This window comes from Thioalkalivibrio sp. AKL12 (assembly GCF_000377925.1).
Taxonomy (GTDB): domain Bacteria; phylum Pseudomonadota; class Gammaproteobacteria; order Ectothiorhodospirales; family Ectothiorhodospiraceae; genus Thioalkalivibrio; species Thioalkalivibrio versutus.
On sequence record NZ_KB898889.1, the window covers coordinates 202,878 to 220,170 of the forward strand.

At 66.5% G+C, this 17,293-nt stretch carries 20 protein-coding genes; 7 read left to right on the forward strand and 13 right to left on the reverse strand.

What is annotated here, in order from left to right:
* Positions 1 to 88 precede the first annotated feature (88 nt).
* Positions 89 to 1,708, reverse strand: a complete 1,620-nt coding sequence (locus D579_RS0100905) for a BCCT family transporter (RefSeq protein ID WP_018950810.1) — start codon at positions 1,706 to 1,708, stop codon at positions 89 to 91.
* 252 nt (positions 1,709 to 1,960) lie between these two features.
* Here D579_RS0100905 and D579_RS0100910 point away from each other — a divergent pair, with 252 nt between their 5' ends.
* Positions 1,961 to 2,266: a hypothetical protein gene (locus D579_RS0100910; protein ID WP_018950811.1), complete on the forward strand. Its 306-nt coding sequence runs from the start codon at positions 1,961 to 1,963 to the stop codon at positions 2,264 to 2,266.
* A 321-nt stretch (positions 2,267 to 2,587) separates the two neighbouring features.
* Here D579_RS0100910 and D579_RS0100915 read toward each other — a convergent pair whose 3' ends face one another.
* From D579_RS0100915 to D579_RS0100935, 5 genes are all read right to left on the reverse strand, one after another.
* Complete coding sequence (locus D579_RS0100915) at positions 2,588 to 2,854, reverse strand: DksA/TraR family C4-type zinc finger protein (protein ID WP_018950812.1); 267 nt, start codon at positions 2,852 to 2,854, stop codon at positions 2,588 to 2,590.
* Between the two features lie 96 nt (positions 2,855 to 2,950).
* Positions 2,951 to 4,147 (reverse strand): tryptophan synthase subunit beta, encoded by a 1,197-nt coding sequence (gene trpB / locus D579_RS0100920; RefSeq protein ID WP_018950813.1) that lies wholly within the window; start codon positions 4,145 to 4,147, stop codon positions 2,951 to 2,953.
* Between the two features lie 148 nt (positions 4,148 to 4,295).
* Positions 4,296 to 4,919 (reverse strand): phosphoribosyltransferase, encoded by a 624-nt coding sequence (locus D579_RS0100925; RefSeq protein ID WP_018950814.1) that lies wholly within the window; start codon positions 4,917 to 4,919, stop codon positions 4,296 to 4,298.
* Positions 4,920 to 4,962: 43 nt separating this feature from the next.
* Positions 4,963 to 5,496 carry a macro domain-containing protein gene (locus D579_RS0100930; RefSeq protein WP_018950815.1) on the reverse strand — a complete coding sequence of 178 codons (534 nt, stop codon included), beginning with the start codon at positions 5,494 to 5,496 and terminating at the stop codon, positions 4,963 to 4,965.
* 92 nt (positions 5,497 to 5,588) lie between these two features.
* Positions 5,589 to 6,584, reverse strand: a complete 996-nt coding sequence (locus D579_RS0100935; RefSeq protein WP_018950816.1) for an LLM class flavin-dependent oxidoreductase — start codon at positions 6,582 to 6,584, stop codon at positions 5,589 to 5,591.
* A 92-nt stretch (positions 6,585 to 6,676) separates the two neighbouring features.
* On the opposite strand from D579_RS0100935, the gene D579_RS0100940 reads away from it, so the two are divergent.
* Together D579_RS0100940 and D579_RS0100945 are read left to right on the forward strand one after the other, a co-directional pair.
* Complete coding sequence (locus D579_RS0100940; protein ID WP_018950817.1) at positions 6,677 to 7,150, forward strand: aminoacyl-tRNA deacylase; 474 nt, start codon at positions 6,677 to 6,679, stop codon at positions 7,148 to 7,150.
* 101 nt (positions 7,151 to 7,251) lie between these two features.
* Complete coding sequence (locus tag D579_RS0100945; RefSeq protein WP_018950818.1) at positions 7,252 to 7,689, forward strand: nucleoside deaminase; 438 nt, start codon at positions 7,252 to 7,254, stop codon at positions 7,687 to 7,689.
* A gap of 51 nt (positions 7,690 to 7,740) precedes the next feature.
* Here the strand turns inward: D579_RS0100945 and D579_RS0100950 are convergent, their stop codons facing one another.
* The 6 genes from D579_RS0100950 to sohB form a co-directional block, all read right to left on the reverse strand.
* Positions 7,741 to 8,814 carry a succinylglutamate desuccinylase/aspartoacylase family protein gene (locus D579_RS0100950; protein WP_038050077.1) on the reverse strand — a complete coding sequence of 358 codons (1,074 nt, stop codon included), beginning with the start codon at positions 8,812 to 8,814 and terminating at the stop codon, positions 7,741 to 7,743.
* Between the two features lie 97 nt (positions 8,815 to 8,911).
* Positions 8,912 to 9,817 carry a 30S ribosomal protein S6--L-glutamate ligase gene (gene rimK, locus D579_RS0100955; RefSeq protein ID WP_018144195.1) on the reverse strand — a complete coding sequence of 302 codons (906 nt, stop codon included), beginning with the start codon at positions 9,815 to 9,817 and terminating at the stop codon, positions 8,912 to 8,914.
* Positions 9,814 to 10,317, reverse strand: a complete 504-nt coding sequence (locus D579_RS0100960; protein WP_018950820.1) for an ATP-dependent zinc protease — start codon at positions 10,315 to 10,317, stop codon at positions 9,814 to 9,816. Before D579_RS0100960 ends, rimK begins: the two co-directional genes overlap by 4 nt.
* Positions 10,318 to 10,421: 104 nt before the next feature.
* Positions 10,422 to 10,886: a DUF302 domain-containing protein gene (locus tag D579_RS0100965; RefSeq protein WP_018950821.1), complete on the reverse strand. Its 465-nt coding sequence runs from the start codon at positions 10,884 to 10,886 to the stop codon at positions 10,422 to 10,424.
* A gap of 194 nt (positions 10,887 to 11,080) precedes the next feature.
* Entirely contained in the window at positions 11,081 to 11,584 is a 504-nt protein-coding gene (locus tag D579_RS0100970; RefSeq protein ID WP_018950822.1) for a DsrE family protein, read from the reverse strand.
* A gap of 77 nt (positions 11,585 to 11,661) precedes the next feature.
* Complete coding sequence (gene sohB, locus D579_RS0100975) at positions 11,662 to 12,747, reverse strand: protease SohB (protein ID WP_018950823.1); 1,086 nt, start codon at positions 12,745 to 12,747, stop codon at positions 11,662 to 11,664.
* Positions 12,748 to 12,794: 47 nt separating this feature from the next.
* Between sohB and D579_RS0100980 the strand changes: the two genes are divergently transcribed.
* The 4 genes from D579_RS0100980 to D579_RS0100995 all read left to right on the forward strand — a co-directional run bounded on the left by D579_RS0100980 (position 12,795) and on the right by D579_RS0100995 (position 16,694).
* Complete coding sequence (locus D579_RS0100980; protein ID WP_018950824.1) at positions 12,795 to 13,184, forward strand: hypothetical protein; 390 nt, start codon at positions 12,795 to 12,797, stop codon at positions 13,182 to 13,184.
* 295 nt (positions 13,185 to 13,479) lie between these two features.
* On the forward strand, positions 13,480 to 14,373 hold the full coding sequence (locus D579_RS0100985; RefSeq protein WP_255346784.1) for a LysR family transcriptional regulator: 894 nt from the start codon (positions 13,480 to 13,482) through the stop codon (positions 14,371 to 14,373).
* 100 nt (positions 14,374 to 14,473) lie between these two features.
* Positions 14,474 to 16,258 carry an N-acetylglutaminylglutamine amidotransferase gene (locus D579_RS0100990; protein WP_018170058.1) on the forward strand — a complete coding sequence of 595 codons (1,785 nt, stop codon included), beginning with the start codon at positions 14,474 to 14,476 and terminating at the stop codon, positions 16,256 to 16,258.
* 7 nt (positions 16,259 to 16,265) lie between these two features.
* Complete coding sequence (locus D579_RS0100995; RefSeq protein WP_018950825.1) at positions 16,266 to 16,694, forward strand: DUF488 domain-containing protein; 429 nt, start codon at positions 16,266 to 16,268, stop codon at positions 16,692 to 16,694.
* Between the two features lie 10 nt (positions 16,695 to 16,704).
* Here D579_RS0100995 and moaB read toward each other — a convergent pair whose 3' ends face one another.
* Positions 16,705 to 17,241, reverse strand: coding sequence for a molybdenum cofactor biosynthesis protein B (gene moaB, locus D579_RS0101000; protein WP_026289403.1), 537 nt, complete (start codon positions 17,239 to 17,241; stop codon positions 16,705 to 16,707).
* Between the last annotated feature and the right edge of the window lie 52 nt (positions 17,242 to 17,293).

A 17,293-nucleotide genomic window follows, 5' to 3' on the forward strand; every position in this document is an offset into this window, starting at 1 on the left:
CGACCCCCGCGGCGCCGAGACCGGCGGGCGCGGGGGCCGGGTGGGGAGGCTGGATGGCCTGTGGTGGCCATCCAGACGGGGGCCGGCGTCAGGTCTTGGCTTCCTCGATGCGGATCAGGGCCAGTTCGTGGAACAGTCCCTTCATCAGGCTGACGCACATCAGCAGCAGCACGATGACGAATGGCAGGCCGGTGCTCACCGCCCCCGCCTGCAATGCATTGAGGGCCGCCGCACCGCCAACCGCCAGCAGGACCCCCGCAACCACGCCCTCGGTGGTGGCCCAGAACAGGCGCTGGGATTGCGGGGCGTCGGTCTTGCCGCCCGAGGTGATGGAGTCGATCACCAGGGAGCCCGAGTCCGAGGAGGTGATGAAGAACACCAGCACCAGGGCGATCGCCAGGAACGAGGTGATGGCGGTGAACGGCAGGTGCTCCAGCATCTGGAACAGGGCCAGGGAGGAGTCGGAGATGCCGTCTGCCAGGGCCCCGATGCCGTCCCGCGCCTGGGCCAGGCCGGAACCCCCGAAGGCGCTCATCCAGACCACGGTGACCAGGGTCGGCACCAGCAGTACGGCGGTGACGAACTGGCGTACCGTGCGGCCGCGGGACACGCGGGCGATGAACATGCCGACGAACGGCGACCAGGAGATCCACCAGGCCCAGAAGAAGATGGTCCAGGCGTGGTAGAAGGTCTCGTCCTCGCGCCCAACCGGGTTGCTGAGCGGGATGAAGTACTGCACATACCCGGTGACCGTGGTGCCGATGCTGGAGAGGAATGCGAGGACGCCGCCGGCGATCATCACGAACAGCAGCAACAGCGCGGCGAACAGCAGGTTGATGTTGCTGAGAAGTTTCACCCCGCCATGGATGCCGCGCATGATCGACAGCAGGGCGATGATGGTTACACCGATGATGATGGCGACCTGGGTGTTCAGGCCGGAATCGATGCCGAACAGGAACTCCATGCCTGAGGCGGCCTGCTGCGCGCCGAGGCCCAGCGAGGTGGCCAGACCGAACATGGTGGCGAGCACGGCGAGGGTGTCGATCACGTGGCCGATCGGGCCCCAGATGCGCTCACCGAGGATCGGATAGAACGCCGAACGGATAGTCAGTGGCAGGCCCTTGTTGTAGGCAAAGAACGCGAGCGCCAGGCCGACGACCGCGTAGATCGCCCAGGGATGCAGGCCCCAGTGATACATGGTCGCCCCGAGCGCCGCCTGCCGGGATTCCTCGGTCCCGCCTTCGATCCCCAGCGGTGTACCGAACCATTCGGTGAAGTAGCCCACCGGTTCGGCGACGCTCCAGAACATCAGGCCGATACCCATGCCCGCGGCGAACAGCATCGAAAACCAGGAAATGACCGAGAATTCCGGCTTGGCGTCCTGGCCACCGATGCGGATGCGCCCGATGGGCAGGACGACCAGGGCCAGGCAGAACAGGACAAAGATGTTGCCGGCCGACAGGAACAGCCAGTCGAAGGTGCGGCCGATCCACTGACGCGTGTTGTCGAGGTGTTCGTTCGCCTGTTCCGGAAAGACCAGGGACAGGATGACGAATACGACAATCAGCAGCGCGCTGACCACGAAGACCGGGTTGTGCAGATCCAGCCCCAGCGGGTTGATGTTCTGCTCGCCAATCTCGTGGTCGGTGTCGTATTCGGCTTCCAGTTCCTTTTTCTGCTCTTCGAGATCGTGCGGATTCTCGTTCACCGTCTCCTCCTCGCTTCTTGTTTTTATCGGGTGCCTGCGTCAGCCTCGGCGCGCGGCGACCTCGTTGAGTAAAGACGGGCAATCGGCAAATTGCAAAGCCCTTTGGCCGATTGGTTGCACGGGCGTTATGGGGACACGGATCCGCGTCTCCCGGGGGCGGCAGGCGCACACAGGGCCTGCTCGCAGTGGCCCCGCGGTCCACGCACCGTTACCGTAGTAGCGACGATGAACCCATGTGCATAGGGGAACCGAATGAAGGCCTTGTTGATTGATCCGGAGCAGCAGACGATCGAAGCGGTGGACGTCCAAGGGCGTGACGACATCGCCCGGCTGATCGGGTACGACACGCTCGAGTCCGACGAGATCGGGCCGGATGGTGATCGCCTGTTCTTCGACGAAGAGTGCTTCCTGCGCGGAACCACCGGGCGCTTTCAGATCGACAGCGTGATCCCGGTTTCCGGCAAGGGGCTGGTGGTTGGCAGTGACGACGCTGGCGCGAACCTTAAGGACGTCGCGTCCGACCTGGAGTCCATCCGGGGCCGGATGAAGTATCTCTAGGGGAACACTGATTGATGTACACGCTCGCGCTCGAGTCGCTTTTGCGTGCGAACAAGGCGCGGTGACTGCCGTGCGGTCATTCTGCACAAGGGAGCCGCAACGCCGTTGCCGCGCCCGTTTTCATCAACAACGGGCGGCCGAGCCCCGTCTTTCAATAGCTTGTGGGGTTGGTGCCCCGGGTTCCCCGATCCTGCGTTGCGCCCCGAAGACATCAAAAACGAGCGGGTAGAACCACTACCCGCTGCACGACGCGCCTTGTCTCGGAAAACCTGGGCTGCCAACGCGAGCGTGTACATTGATCAGTGTTTCCCTGGGGCGAGATCAACGCAGCTGGCTGTCCTTGGAGGCCCACCGGTTGTAGGGGCTGGTGGCCTGCTGCGCCGCGTCCTCCGCCTCCTGGCAGCCCACGCACAGGCGTACGCCCGGCAGGGCCTGGCGCCGGCCTTCGGGAATCGGCGCCCCGCATTCCTCGCATTCTTTCAGACCTTCCCCGGTGGGAATCTGGCTGCGCACCCGTTGCAGGGCGTCCTCGACCGTGTTGTCGATCTGCTCCTGCTCCGCACCGTCTTTTGCCCATCCGCCTGCCATCGCGAGGCCTCCGCCCGTGGTCAACAAGACTGAGACCGGCGCAACCTGGCCTGAAGTTCCCGTAGCGCCGCCTTCGAGCCGTATTGGCGCGGCGGGCTATCCGTGTCCGAACTCGCGGGCGACGTAGTCGATGTCCTTGTCGCCACGACCGGAGAGGTTGGCCAGGATCGTCGTGCCCGGGTTCTCGCGGCCGTGCTTCATGGCCCAGGCCACTGCATGGGCGCTTTCCAGGGCCGGGATGATCCCCTCGGTGCGCGAGAGCTGGTAGAAGGCATCCAGGGCCGCGTCGTCGTTGATGGCGTGGTAGGCGACGCGCTCGGTGGTCTTGAGGTAGGAGTGCTCCGGGCCGACGCCGGGATAGTCCAGGCCGGAGGCGATGGAGTGGACCGGGGCCGGATTGCCTTCCTCGTCGGCCAGCAGCATGCACTTGAAGCCGTGGATCATGCCCGGCTTGCCGTAGGTCATGGTGGCGGAGTGCTCGCCGAGCTGGGTGCCGCGCCCCAGCGGCTCCACGCCGTTGAGTTGCACCTGGGCGTCCTCGATGAAGCCGGCGAACATGCCCATGGCGTTGGACCCGCCGCCGACGCAGGCGACCACGTGATCCGGCAGCTCGCCACCACTCATCTCCAGGTACTGTTCGCGCGCCTCGATGCCCACCACCGACTGGAAGTTGCGCACCATCAGCGGGAACGGGTGCGGCCCGACCACGGACCCGATTGCGAACAGGGCCTCGTCCGCCTGCGACAGGTAGGACTGGAAGGCGGAATCCACGGCCTCCTTCAGCGAGCGGCCACCGAAGGAGACCGGTACCACCTGGGCCCCCATCAGCTTCATGCGGGTCACGTTGGGTGCTTCCTTGGCGATGTCGATCTCGCCCATGTGGATCTCGCATTCCATGCCGAAGTAGGCCGCCGCAGTGGCCAGCGCCACGCCGTGCTGGCCGGCCCCGGTCTCGGCGATCAGCTTGCGTTTGCCCATGTGCTTGGCCAGCAACGCCTCGCCCATGCAGTGGTTCAGCTTGTGCGCGCCGGAGTGGTTCAGGTCTTCGCGCTTGAGATAGATATGCGCGCCCACCGAACGGCTCAGGTTATGGGCGTAGTACACCGGCGTCGGGCGCCCCTGATAGTGCTTGCGGATGTAGCGCAGTTCGTTCAGGAAATCGCCGGAGCGCGCCAGGGTCCGATAGGCGTGGTTGATCTCGGCGAAATGCGGTTCCAGTTCCGGCGGCAGGAAGGCGCCGCCGAATTCGCCGAAGTAGCCTTCCGGGTTGGGGAAATCCTTGAGATACGACATGGGCAGTCTCGATGCCAGGTTGGTGGGCCGGGTGGAAGGGCCCGTTGGGTCGGATCGGGTTTCGTGACCCGGGGTGACCGGGCCGGGTCCATATCATCCGTTCCCCGAACCCGATTGCCAACCCGGGCGGATCCCGGTCCGCGTCGTCCTACGCGGAAAAGGGCAGGTCGTTATAGCGGATTACGCGGTCCAACTGGGTCGCGTCGAGCTCGAGGCCGTAGTCCTGCTGCAGACGCGTGCGCAGCTCGGTGGCGGTGGTCGGGGGCGGGTCCATTTCGCGCGCGAACTGGCCGACATCTTCGATGACGGCCCAGGGGTAGAGGATCCAGCGCCACTCCTGCACGGCCTGACTGTGGAAATCGGCGGGGCACTGGGTGCTGGCCTTTTCATGCAGCACGGCGGTGCGCACGGCGGCCGGTTGGAAGCCCTCCAGATGGGGGCGGGCGGCCACCAGGGTGTCGCCGGAGTCGTTGACGTCGTCGACCAGCAGGACCCGTTCGCCGCGCACATCCCCGGCCAGCGGGACCGTAACGGCCGCTCGCTGCTTTTCGCGCGCGCCCGAGGTGTAGTGCTCGACCTTGAGGCTGAGCAGCTTGTGCACCCGGAGGAAGTCGCACAAGAATCGCGCGGGCATGAACCCGCCGCGGGTGATGGCCACGATCGTGTCCGGCCGAAAGTCGCTGGCCCGTATCTGGCGTGCCAGGTCGTCGGCGCGGTGGACCACCTCCTCGACCGGGATCAACTGCACGGGCATCTTGCGCGGCGGGTTCATGCGTGGAGCTCGTGGAGGTGTGAAGCCGTGGGAACGGCGGTGATCATGCCGTCAGTTCGCCAAGGATGCGGGTATGGATCTCCAGATCGCCCTCGGTATGCAGCACGAAGCGGACATGGCCGACGGCATCCAGCCGGGGCGTGGCGGCGATCACGGTTTCCAGGGCGATGCGGGCGGCTTCCTCGACGGGATAGCCGAAGGCCCCGGTGGACAGCGCGGGAAATGCGATGCTGTAGGCCCCGGCTTCTTCGGCGCGGGTGAGGGCGTTGCGATAACAGGCAGCCAGCAACCGGCTGGCCGGTTCGTCGTGCCCGTAGACCGGTCCCAGGCAGTGGATTACGAAGCGATTGGGCAGGTTGTGGGCACCGGTCAGTACGGCCTGGCCGGGTTCAATCGGGGCCAGGGGCTGGCATTCACGCTCCAGACCGGGCCCCGCGGCGTGGTGGATGGCCCCGGCCACGCCGCCGCCGGGCCGCAGCCAGGCGTTGGCGGCATTGACGACCGCGTCCATGTCGCGCTGGGCGGCGATATTGCCGGTGATGCATTCGATGGTGATGCCGTGGACCTTGACGCGCATGTGTCCCCCTGATTCTGAATGGGCTCGGCCACTCCGGCCGTTGCCTCAAGCATAGGGCCCCATTTCGGTCGGGTGAACAGGTGGTCCGGTTTTCACATGGTGATTCGGTCGCGCACCTCCGCCGTTAGTTCCAGTGAGCGCCGGCGCGCCGCATGGTCAAAGGTGGAGGTGGTCACGATCAATTCGTCGGCGCCAGTCTGGTCGAGAAACTGGCGGATCTCGGTCTCCACCGTGTCCGGCGCGCCAATCGCGGAACAGGCCATCGTCTGTTCGACGATCGCGCGTTCGGCGCGGTCGAGGCGTTCGCGGTAGCCCTCGATCGGCGGCTGGATCGGTTCGGGGCGACCCCTCCGCAGGCTGACAAAGGCCTGTTCCATGGAGCTGGCCAGGGTTCGCGCCGCGGCGTCGGTGTCGGCGGCATACACGTTGTAGCCGAGCATCGCATAGGGGCGCTCCAGCCATGCGGAAGGCCGGAACTGGCTGCGGTACAGCTCCAGTGCGTTCATCAAATGCCCGGGGGCGAAGTGCGAGGCAAACGCATACGGCAGGCCCATCTGCGCGGCCAGCTGGGCACCGAACAGGCTGGAACCGAGGATCCACACGGGCACGTGCTGGCCGGCGCCGGGGATGGCGCGGATCACCTGGTCCGGCTGGGGGTCGTCGAAATAGCCCAGCACCTCGGCGACGTCACGCGGGAACTGGTCGGGGTCGATATCCGGGGCCCGGCGCAGGGCGCGCGCGGTGGTCGGGTCGGTGCCGGGTGCGCGCCCCAGCCCGAGGTCGATGCGGCCCGGGTACAGCGCGTTCAGGGTGCCGAACTGTTCGGCGACGACTAGCGGGGCGTGGTTGGGCAGCATGATGCCCCCGGCACCCACCCGAATGCGCTGTGTGGCGGCTGCCACCTGGCCGATCACCACCGCCGTGGCTGCGCTGGCGATGCCGGGCATGTTGTGGTGTTCCGCCAACCAGTAGCGCTGGAAGCCGAGGGCCTCGGCGTGTTGCGCAAGATCGAGGGTGTTGTGCAAGGCGTGGGTGGCGTCCCCGTCAGCGGTGATCGGGGCCAGGTCGAGTACGGAAAAGGCCGTCATATGCCTGATTGTACCGACCTGCTGGATCCGTGCAGACGTAGGCGATCCCGGCGGGGTCTATAGTCGAAGGAAGACACTGCGGAGCGTGCGCCATGAGTATCCCCGGGACCCTGAACAACTTTCTGGCCGAACATGCGGTGGCCTACCAGCTGGTGCCCCATCCGCATTCGAATTCGGCCAGCCGCACGGCCGAGGCGGCCCATGTGCCGGGCGACGCAGTGGCCAAGGCGGTGTTGCTGGTCGAGGAGGATGGACAGTACCGATTGGCCGTCGTGCCGGCCACGCGCCGCGTAAAACTGGGGCAGTTGCACCGGTTGTTGGGCGAGCACGTGGGCCTGGCTACCGAGGACGAGGTGGCCAGCGTCTTTGCTGACTGCGAACGCGGCGCAATCCCCGCTCTGGGCGCCGCTTACGGGCTGGAAACCCTGCTTGATGACAGCGTGCTGGAACAGCGCAACGTGTATTTCGAGGCTGGCGATCACGAGTCGCTCGTCCGGCTGCGCGAAACGGATTTCCTCCATCTGCTCGGCCTGCCGCGGCGGGGCCAGTTCAGCGCCCACATCTGACGCCCGCTCCATCGGCGTCTCACGCGTGGGGCGGACTCGATCTTGCAATGCCACATCAGCTACCGTCAGCCTGAATTCGTTGCGACAACTGGGTGACGACGATGGATCCGTTTCTGGAAATGGCGCTCGACGAAGCGCGTACGGGGCTGGGCGAGGCGGGGATCCCGATCGGGTCGGTGCTGGTGCACCGGGGCGAGGTGATTGGGCGCGGGCACAACCGGCGGGTGCAGCAGGGCAGCGCGATCCTGCATGCGGAGATGGATGCGCTGGAGAACGCCGGCCGGCAGCCGGCGCAGGTGTATCGCGAATGCACGCTCTACACCACGCTCTCGCCCTGCGCGATGTGTAGCGGCGCGATCGTCCTCTACGGTATTCCGCGAGTGGTGATCGGGGAGAACGAGTCGTTCCTGGGGGAGGAGGCGTGGTTGCGCGGTCACGGCATCCAGGTGGACGTGGTCCAGGACCCGGGCTGCCGCGAACTGATGCGCGCGTTTATCGAGACGCACCCCGAGCTGTGGCACGAGGACATCGGCCACTGAGCCGGATGGCCGGCGCAAGGGCCGTGCCCGGCGTGTCCCTCCGCGTCTCCTTCAGGGCGTCTCGAGCCGCTGCTGATCGGCGTAGGGGTAGTCGCTGGCCTCCAGGTGTTCCTGAAAGGTCTCCAGGCGTTCCACGGCGAGGTCCGTACGGTTGAACTGGGCGATGTGGAACAGTGCGTCCCCTTCGTTGATCAGCGGCAGGTTGAGCTGACCAATGATGATGCCGGAGGCCGGGGCGAGGATCTCGGTCTCGGTTTCGCCAAACGGGTCGGAGATGATCGCCAGGCGGGTCTGGTCGCGGACCACGCGGTCCCCGTGGCGCACGAAGGTGCGCAGGATGCCGCTTTGGGGCGCGCGGACCCAGCCGCTGGTGCGCGCCATGATGGGTTCCTTGCGCGGGCGCCGGCGTACGGCCGGCAGCATGCCCAGATGGCGCATTACCTCGATGATGCCGTGCACCCCGCCGCGGATGGAGAGCTCGTCGAAGCGCAGGGCCTCGCCGGCCTCGTACAGCAGGATGGGGACTTCCCGTTCTGCGGCGGCCTCGCGCAGGGAGCCGTCGCGCAGGGCCGAGTTGAGAATCACCGGGGCCCCGAAGGCGCGCGCCAGATCGAGGGTCTCGGCGTGATCGAGGTTGGCGCGGATCTGCGGCAGGTTGGAGCGGTGGATGGCGCCGGTGTGCAGGTCGATGCCATGGGTACTGTTCTGCACGATTTCGCGCATGAACAGGCGCGCAACGCGAGCCCCCAGTGAGCCCTTCTGCGAGCCGGGGAAACAGCGGTTCAGGTCACGCCGGTCGGGCAGGTAGCGGCTCTGGTTGATGAAGCCGTGCATGTTGACCACAGGGATGGCAATCAGGGTTCCCTTCATGCGCCGCAGGGCGGGGACTTTCAGCAGGCGGCGGATGATCTCGACGCCGTTGATCTCGTCGCCGTGGATGGCGGCGCTGACAAACAGCACGGGCCCTTTGCGCCGACCGCACAGCACCTGTACCGGCATGTTGGTCGGGGTGTGGGTGTACAGCGCTCCCAGTTCCAGCTCCACCGTGCGCCGCTCGCCGGGGCGGACGGTGGTGCCACCAATGGTGATCGGCTTGTTGCGCAGTGACTGGGGTATGCCGGGCATCAGGGAGCCACCGAACAATGTGCATACGCCCGCGCGGGTCGCTCTTGCGTGCGGTCCACCCGCTGCGAGTGAAGTGTAGCCCTGCGACTCAAGGACACTAGCCGCTCCCTTTGGTCTTCGTCCGGTTGGGCTTGGCATTCTTCTCGATGAACTCGATGATCATGCCCGCCACATCCTTGCCCGAGGCATTCTCGATGCCCTCCAGGCCAGGTGAGGAGTTCACCTCCATCACCACCGCACCGTGATTGGAACGCAGCAGATCCACGCCACAGACGTTCAGGCCCATGACCTTGGCCGCGCGTACCGCGGTGGCACGTTCTTCCGGGGTGATGCGGCACAGGGAGGCACTGCCGCCACGGTGGAGGTTGGAGCGGAACTCGCCGTCCTTGGCCTGGCGCTTCATCGCTGCGACCACCTTGTCGCCGATCACGAAGCAGCGGATATCCGAGCCCTTGGCCTCCTGGATGTATTCCTGCACCAGGATGTGCTGCTTCAGGCCCATGAAGGCCTGGATCACGCTCTCGGCCGCCTGCTTGGTCTCGGCGAGTACCACGCCCAGCCCCTGCGTACCTTCCAGCAGCTTGATCACGCAGGGCGCGCCGCCCACGGTCGCCAGCAGGTCATCGATGTCGTCCGGCGAGTGGGCAAACCCGGTCACCGGCAGGCCGATGCCGCGGCGCGAGAGCAGCTGCAGGCTGCGCAGTTTGTCGCGCGAACGCGAGATGGCCACCGACTCGTTCAGCGGGTAGACGTTCATCATCTCGAACTGGCGCAGGATTGCGGTCCCGTAGAAGGTGATCGATGCCCCGATCCGCGGGATGACCGCGTTGAACTGGTCGAGGATGTCGCCCTTGTAGTGGATCTGCGGGCTGTGCGCGGTGATGTTCATGTAGCAGCGCAACGGATCCACCACACGGACCTCGTGGCCGCGCTGTTCGGCCGCCTCGACCAGGCGTCGGGTGGAATAGAGTTTGCTGTTGCGCGAAAGGATGCCGAGTTTCATTCAGGCGCCTGCTGGGCTGTAGGGATTTGCGGTCGGTGGCTGGCGACAAACGAGGCCTGGGGGTCGACAAGAAAGCGACCGCGCATGGCCTCGCGGCCGAGCAGCATGCGAAAGAGCATGGTATCGCGGCTGGTCAGGGAGAGTTCAACTGGCAGTACTACGGCACCGAGTTGCACCCGGGTGGCGATGAAGTAGCGCTCCCCGGTGTGCCCGCCGGAATCCGTCACCTTGCGGATATCCAGCACCGGTGCCTCGCACCAGACTTCGGTCTCGCTATCATGCTGGTGGGGGTGGATGCCGAAGCGCACCCACTCGTGGTCATCACGCGTGAAGGGTTCGATCTGGAAGGTATGCAGCGCCGAACTGCGGGCTCCGGTATCGACCTTGCACTTGATCGCGGGGATGCCGAGGTCGGGCAGGCCGACCCATTCGCGCCAGCCGAGGATGGGCCGGTCGCGGATGTCGGGTGAGGTCTGGCTGGAAGGGGACGGGCGATCCACGTCGGCTCCCGGAAAGGATGGAAGCCTCACTATAACCAATCGCCCGCCCGGCGCGAGTGAACCTCAGCAGGGCTGCGCCCGTGCGGCGGGGATCGAGCAGATGCTCAGTCCTCGGCGATTGCCGCGTTGGTCAGGTTGTCCAGCGCGTTGCTCATGGTATCGAGGATGTCATCGCGGTCGTCGATGCCGTGGCGTTCGGCCACCCATTCCGGATCGTTGTAGGCGAGCCAGGTCTGGCCGTCTGCGTCGGTCCACGCCAGCGCCTTCATCGGCAGGTCGATGCCGGCAGTCTGCTGGCTGGTGAACAAGTGGCTGCCGAGCGCCGGGTTGCCGAACATCAGGAGTTCGGTCGGGCCGAGTTCGATATCCACGCCGTCCGCCTTGGCGGCGTGGTCCCAGCGCAAGGCGACGCCGATATCGTTGGCTTCCAGGGCATTCTCCAGCCGATCCAGGGTCTCGGAGGCGGAATGCGGGCTGGCCTTGGCGATCATCCCGGGTACGTCGGCGGCCAGCGCCGGGGTCGCGATCAGGGCCAGGGGCAACAGAGCGGTCAGTAGCGTCTTCTTCATGACAACGTCCTCGTGCAGTAATGGGTGCGTCGAGCCAGTGGCGACGATCGACCGGGTGGTTTCGTCAGCGCGTCCGAAAAAGGTAGGCGACCCATGCAGAATTTTCAGCGACCGGTCGGCGGAAGCGTGATCGGGTCGTGGGACGACGCCCGTGCACGGTGTTCGGCCCTGGGTGGCCGAACACCGCTCGAGGATTACTGCATAAGCAGATAGCCTTCGTGCTGCAGTTCGATGATCTCGGCATCGGCCATCGGTACGACGTTCACGAAGCCATGCACGTCTTCCACGTCGATGCCGCGCAGGCGCGCAGAGGCCTCGCACATGCGGAACTCGATATTGCCGGCCTGGGTGAGCGAGCGGGCGCGGCGCATCAGTTCCTCGTGCTCGCCGAACTCGTCGCGAGTGAAATACGGGACCTCGGCACCGTGCAGCACCAGGACGATGTGCGATTCGAACGGGTCCGCCTCGTAGACGTTGTTCAGCATGCTCACGCGGTCCAGTACGCCCTCCAGCTCGCTGGGGCTGCTGGTATACACGTCGTAGACCACCTTGCGGGGTTCGTACTGCCGGTCCATCTTTTCGGCCGAGCCCCAGGGCAGGTTGTCGTCCGCGCCGGCCACAAGCGGCGTGGCCAAGAGACTGGCGGCGGCCAGCAGGATCAGCAGAAGACGGGTCAGTGGGTGGTTGTTTCGTTTCATGAGGGACTCCGATTGTTGCAGTAGATCGTGTGAGGTTGACGTTCTCGCCCGCCAAAGCGTTCCCCGGCAGGTGGACTTTACATCCGGGTTTCCGGCCCCTGGCTGCGCAAAACGCGCTCGAGGATGGATTCCATCGCAAAGGTGATACGCCGGCCCAGGGTCTGCGGGCGGTGATAGGTCAGCTCGAATACGTCCGCCTCGCGGGTCAGCTCCAGCAGCAGATCGTCGCTGGTGCGCAGTTCGTCGGCCAGCCCCATCTCGCGGGCCTGTTCGCCGTACCAGTGTTCGCCGGTGGCGACCTGGTCCAGGTCCAGTTGCGGGCGGTAGCGGGCGAGAAAGGTCTTGAACAGCTCGTGGGCCTCTTCCAGTTGTTCGCGGAATTTCTTGCGGCCCTCGTCGGTGTTCTCGCCAAGCATGGTCAGGGTGCGCTTGTATTCGCCAGCGGTCAGCAGTTCGATGTCGATATCGTTGCGCGACAACCAGCGGTGAAAGTTGGGGATCTGGGCGACCACGCCAATCGAGCCGAGCACCGCGAATGGCGCGGCGACAATGCGGTGACCGACCGCAGCCATCATGTAGCCGCCGCTGGCGGCGACGCGGTCCACCGCCACGGTCAGGTCCAGCCCGGCTTCGCGCAGGCGTGCCAGCTGGGCGGCCGCGAGCCCGTAGGAGGGCACCAGCCCGCCGGGGCTCTCCAGGCAGACGATGGCGCGGTCCTGTTCCGGTCGCGCCATGGTGAGGATGGCGGTGACCTCCTCGCGCAGGCTCTCGACGCTGGAGGCGCGGATATCACCGTCGAAGCGTAGGACGTACACGCGCGGGCGTTCGGCATCCGCCTCGTGGTCGGAACGGGTGCCACCGAGCTTGTCGGTCTGTTCGGTTTCGGTTGTGGCGGTCGAGTCCCCCATCCCCTTGCGCGGCAGCTTGCGTGCGGCCCAGTGGCGCAGGCGTTCCACCCGCCCGCGGCGGCGCTCCACCGCCCGGCGCACGGTCTTCTCCATCCGCTCGAAACGATCGTTCAGGCGTTTGACGTGCAACCGGTCCGGCTTGCCCTCGCGCGACCGGCCGACCAGGCCGGCGATCGCACTCAACACAATGAGCCCGGCGATGACGGCCGTGGCGGCCTTGGCGACGAAAAGTCCGTATTCCTGAAGAAATTCCATTGGGTGTCCTTGATGAGCCGGGATGTCCGCGCAGGCATAATGCCAGCATGGATACCGATACAGTTGAAGACCCTCGTAGCGCGGGACGGTTTCACGGCCAGGAAGGTTCCGCGGCCGGGCCGACGCCGGAGCCGATCATCCATGCCGGGTATGCGACCCTGAGTCTGCGCCAGGTCGATGCATGGAACGGCGTGCCCAAGGGCACGGCCTTCCGTATGTTCAAGGCGCGCAAGCATCAGCTGCGCGAGGGCGTGGACTTCTTCTACATCCCGGAAGGCCGCGACCCCGAGCTCACCGAGACCCTGCGCCTGGACGGGCGGATCTACCCCTCCACCGTACACCTGGTCCTGCTGACCGGCGCGGCCTATGCCCGCATGCGCGAGGAATGGCATGCGCGGACCCACAATCCGGGCTGCGGCTGCCCCGAGGAACACTAGGGGTGCGCGCATCAATGGTCCCGTTCGTGCTCGAGTCGATGGTGCTCGCTGACCCGGCAGAGCGACTGCCATGCCCTCGCTCTGCACAAGGGAGCCGCCACGCCGTCAGCGGGCCCAACGTCACAAGGCAAACGCGGCCGCGGTGCGTCATTCAATGGTTTGTAGGGTTGGTGCCCCAGGCTTCCCGACCCTGTGTTGCGACCCGAGACAGCCAAAAACCGGCCGGTAGCATCACGCTTGGTGGCGCGCCGCGCCAGGTCCCGGGAAACCCGGGGCACCAGCGCGAGCGGGTAGCTTGATCCGCGTCACTCTCGAACAGTGGCGCATGTTGCAGGCGGTGGTGGACGCCGGGGGCTTTGCGCGTGCTGCGGAACGGGTGCACAAGAGTCCGTCGAGCATCAACCACGCGGTGCAGAAGCTGGAAGAACAGCTGGGCGTCGACGTCTTCGAGATCAAGGGCCGCAAGGCGGTGCTCACCGCGGCCGGGGCGGCGCTGTTGCGCCGGGCCGGCCACCTGCTGGAAGAGGCGGCGGAGATCGAGACCCTGGCCGGTGCGCTGGCCGCCGGGGTGGAATCCGAAATCCGGTTGGCAGTGGATCAGCTCCTGCCGCGGGCGCCAGTGATCGGGGCCCTGGAGGTCTTCTCACGGGCCTACCCGGCCACTCGTATCCAGCTGCACGAGGTGGTGCTGAGCGGTGGGCCGGATCTGCTGCGCGAAGCGGCGGTGGACATCCTGCTGGGTCCGGAACTGCCATCCGGCTACCTCGGGACCTGCCTGGGCGAGTTGTCGATGGTGTGCGTGGCGCACCCTTCGCATCCCCTGGCGCAGGGTGAAGCGCCGCTGACCCGGCGCGATCTGCAGCCGCACCGCCAGGTCGTGGTGCGGGACTCGGGTGCCCAGGCCTCCGGTGAGGGCGGCTGGGTGGAGGCGGACCAGCGCTGGACGGTGTCGCACATGGGTACGGCCTGCGAGATCCTGCGCTCCGGGATCGGCTTCGCCTGGATGCCGGAGGACCGGATCGCCGAGGATCTTGCCGCGGGAGGCCTGGTCGAACTGAATCTGGAGGCCGGGGCGCGGCATGCGGTGCCGTTCTACATTACACATGCCGATCGCGACCGCGCCGGCGCGGCCAGTCAGTCCCTGATGGACGCACTGGAGCAGGCGTTTCGAACCGAGCGATCGTCCTGATCGCCGCTTGGGGGAGCGGGTTTGCCCGCGAAGCCCCGCCCGCGTCGGACGATGGCCACGAAGCACAACCCAAGAAATCCCAACCAGCAAGGAACCAATCATGTGCGGGATCGCAGGAGAATTCGTCTGGGGTGAACGGCGCGCGAGCGGCGAGGCGGTCGCGCGCATGCTGCCCTGTCTGGAACGGCGCGGGCCGGATGCCGACGGCCTGTGGGCTTCTGGTCGGGTCGCCCTCGGCCACCGGCGGCTGTCGATCCTGGACCTGTCGCAGCGCGCGCACCAGCCGATGTTCGATCCGGAGACCGGGCTTGCGCTGGTGTTCAACGGCGCGATCTACAACTTCCGTGCGCTGCGCAGCGAACTGGAAGGACGCGGCCACCGCTTCTTCTCCACCGGCGACACCGAGGTCATCCTGCGCGGCTACGCCGAGTGGGGCGAGGGCATCGTCGCCCGACTGCATGGGATGTTCGCGTTCGCACTGTTCGATGGCAACGCCCAGCGTCTGTTGCTGGCACGCGACCGCATGGGCATCAAGCCGCTGTACCTGGCCCGCGTCGGCGAGGGCATCCGCTTCGCCTCCAACACCCAGGCGCTGCTTGCGGCCGGCGACGTGGACACCGAGCTGGATGCGGAGGCCCTGCACATGCTGTTCTCGCTGCACGCGGTGGTGCCCGCGCCGCGCACCGTGCTGCGCGGCATCCGCAAGCTGGAGCCGGGGCACTATCTGAGCATCGACGCGCGGGGCCAGGAGCGGTTGCAGCGCTACTGGACGCTGCATGCACACCGCCCGTCCGAGCCGGTATCGGACGGCGAGTGGCAGGAACGCATCGAGCATTCGCTGCGCCAGGCGGTGCGCAAGCGGCTGGAGGTGGCCGATGTGCCCGTCGGCGTGCTGCTCTCCGGTGGGCTGGATTCCTCCCTGCTGGTCGCGCTGGCGATGGAGGAGGGTGCGCAGGATCTGCGCACCTTTACCGTCGGCTTCGAAGATCAGCCGGAGGAGAAGGGCTCCGAGTTTGAGTATTCCGACCCCGTCGCGGAGCGCTATGCGACCGACCATCAGGCCACGCTGATCCCCAACGACCAGGTGCTGGCCCGGTTGCCGGAGGCGGTGGGTGCCATGGCCGAGCCGATGTTCGGCCAGGATGCGGTCGCGTTCTACCTGCTGTCCGAGCAGGTCTCGCAGCATGTGAAGGTCGTGCAGTCCGGTCAGGGCGCCGATGAGGTCTTCGGCGGCTACTTCTGGTATCCGCAGATGGCGGAGGATCGCCATGGCGACTGGGTAGAGCGCTTCCGGCGCCACTACTTCGACCGCGATCATCCGGAGATGGCCGAGATGCTGCGTCACCCGCCGGCGAACGACGTCACTGGTGACTGGCTGCGCGAGCAGTTCGCCGAACTCGAGACCGACCGCGCGGATTCCTTCATCGACGCCGTGCTGGCGTTGGACGTGACCACGCTGATCGTGGACGACCCGGTCAAGCGCGTGGACAACATGACCATGGCCTTCGGCCTGGAGGCGCGGGTGCCGTTCCTGGACCACGAGCTGGTCGAGACCGCCGCCGCGATGCCGCCGCATCTGAAGCTGGGCGATGGCGGCAAGGACGTGCTGCGCCGCATCGCTCGTGGCCGGCTACCGGACGCGGTGCTGGACCGGCCCAAGGGCTACTTCCCGGTGCCGGCACTGAAGTACGTGCGCGGCGATTTCCTCGAGTTCATGCGCGACATCCTCACCTCGCGCGCCTCGCGCGAGCGGGGCCTCTATCAGCCGGCCTACATCGACAAGCTGCTGGACGCGCCTGATCAGTACTTCACCCGCATCCAGGGCTCCAAGCTCTGGCACGCCGCCCTGCTGGAGTACTGGTTGCAGACCCACGTGGACCGGTAATGGCCGTATGGAACGGGTGCGGATCCGGCGCGTCTATGACCCGGTCGATCCCGGGGATGGGACGCGTGTGCTGATCGACCGCCTGTGGCCGCGCTGGGTGAAAAAGTCGGCGCTCCTGCTGGACGCCTGGGAAAAGTCGCTCGCTCCGTCCACCGACCTGCGACGCTGGTTCGGCCACGATGTGGAGCGCTGGCGCGAGTTCTGTCGCCGGTACCGGGCGGAACTGGGAGCGGCGCCCGAGGCCTGGGGCCGCTTGCTGGGGTATGCCCGTCGCGGCCGCCTGACGCTGCTGACGGCAACCCGGGACGTCGAGCACAGCCATGCGGCGGCCCTTGGCGCTCTCCTCGACGCCGAACGCGCCGAGGAGGAACCAACGGGCGAGCGCGCCTCGCCGGTATGCTTCGCGCCCGACGAGTCCGGGCCGGCCCCGGATTGATCGTGTCTCGTCAAACTTCCTTCAGGCGCGGCATCAGCATGGTGAGGTTGCAGGGCATGGTGCGGTCGTCGAGCTGGGCCTGGATGATGCGGTCCCAGGCGGTGCGGCAGGCGCCGGTGGAGCCGGGCAGGACGAAGAGGTAGGTGCCGTTGGCAACGCCGGACAGGGCCCGTGACTGCAGGCTGGAGGTTCCGATCTCGTCGAAGGAGAGCATGCGGAACAGCTCGCCGAAGCCCTCGATGGCCTTGTCCAGCAGGACCGAGGCGGCCTCGGGGGTGCCGTCGCGGCCGGTAATGCCGGTGCCGCCGGTGGTCAGCACCGCGTCGATAGCGGGATCGGCGATCCAGCGCGAGAGTTCGGCGCGGATGGCATAGATGTCGTCCTTCACGATCTTGCGCTCGGCCAGCCGGTGACCGGCGCTTTCAAGGCGTTCCACCAGGGCGTCGCCGGAACGGTCCTCCGCGAGTTCGCGGCTGTCGGAGACGGTGAGCACGGCGATGTTCAGCGGTGTCTTGACGGGCGTGGTTTCCGGCGCGGAATCGGTCATGGCAACGTCCTGTTGGTGTATCGTGGCGTCCATCTTAATGAGTTGCTGGAGT

Coding starts and splice junctions, on each gene's coding strand:
- D579_RS0100910 (WP_018950811.1), top strand. CDS start 1,961: ATGAAGGCCTTGTTGATTGATCCGGAGCAGCAGACGATCGAAGCGGTG.
- D579_RS0100915 (WP_018950812.1), bottom strand. CDS start 2,854: ATGGCAGGCGGATGGGCAAAAGACGGTGCGGAGCAGGAGCAGATCGAC.
- trpB (WP_018950813.1), bottom strand. CDS start 4,147: ATGTCGTATCTCAAGGATTTCCCCAACCCGGAAGGCTACTTCGGCGAA.
- D579_RS0100925 (WP_018950814.1), bottom strand. CDS start 4,919: ATGAACCCGCCGCGCAAGATGCCCGTGCAGTTGATCCCGGTCGAGGAG.
- D579_RS0100930 (WP_018950815.1), bottom strand. CDS start 5,496: ATGCGCGTCAAGGTCCACGGCATCACCATCGAATGCATCACCGGCAAT.
- D579_RS0100935 (WP_018950816.1), bottom strand. CDS start 6,584: ATGACGGCCTTTTCCGTACTCGACCTGGCCCCGATCACCGCTGACGGG.
- D579_RS0100940 (WP_018950817.1), top strand. CDS start 6,677: ATGAGTATCCCCGGGACCCTGAACAACTTTCTGGCCGAACATGCGGTG.
- D579_RS0100945 (WP_018950818.1), top strand. CDS start 7,252: ATGGATCCGTTTCTGGAAATGGCGCTCGACGAAGCGCGTACGGGGCTG.
- D579_RS0100950 (WP_038050077.1), bottom strand. CDS start 8,814: ATGCCCGGCATACCCCAGTCACTGCGCAACAAGCCGATCACCATTGGT.
- rimK (WP_018144195.1), bottom strand. CDS start 9,817: ATGAAACTCGGCATCCTTTCGCGCAACAGCAAACTCTATTCCACCCGA.
- D579_RS0100965 (WP_018950821.1), bottom strand. CDS start 10,886: ATGAAGAAGACGCTACTGACCGCTCTGTTGCCCCTGGCCCTGATCGCG.
- D579_RS0100970 (WP_018950822.1), bottom strand. CDS start 11,584: ATGAAACGAAACAACCACCCACTGACCCGTCTTCTGCTGATCCTGCTG.
- sohB (WP_018950823.1), bottom strand. CDS start 12,747: ATGGAATTTCTTCAGGAATACGGACTTTTCGTCGCCAAGGCCGCCACG.
- D579_RS0100980 (WP_018950824.1), top strand. CDS start 12,795: ATGGATACCGATACAGTTGAAGACCCTCGTAGCGCGGGACGGTTTCAC.
- D579_RS0100990 (WP_018170058.1), top strand. CDS start 14,474: ATGTGCGGGATCGCAGGAGAATTCGTCTGGGGTGAACGGCGCGCGAGC.
- D579_RS0100995 (WP_018950825.1), top strand. CDS start 16,266: ATGGAACGGGTGCGGATCCGGCGCGTCTATGACCCGGTCGATCCCGGG.
- moaB (WP_026289403.1), bottom strand. CDS start 17,241: ATGACCGATTCCGCGCCGGAAACCACGCCCGTCAAGACACCGCTGAAC.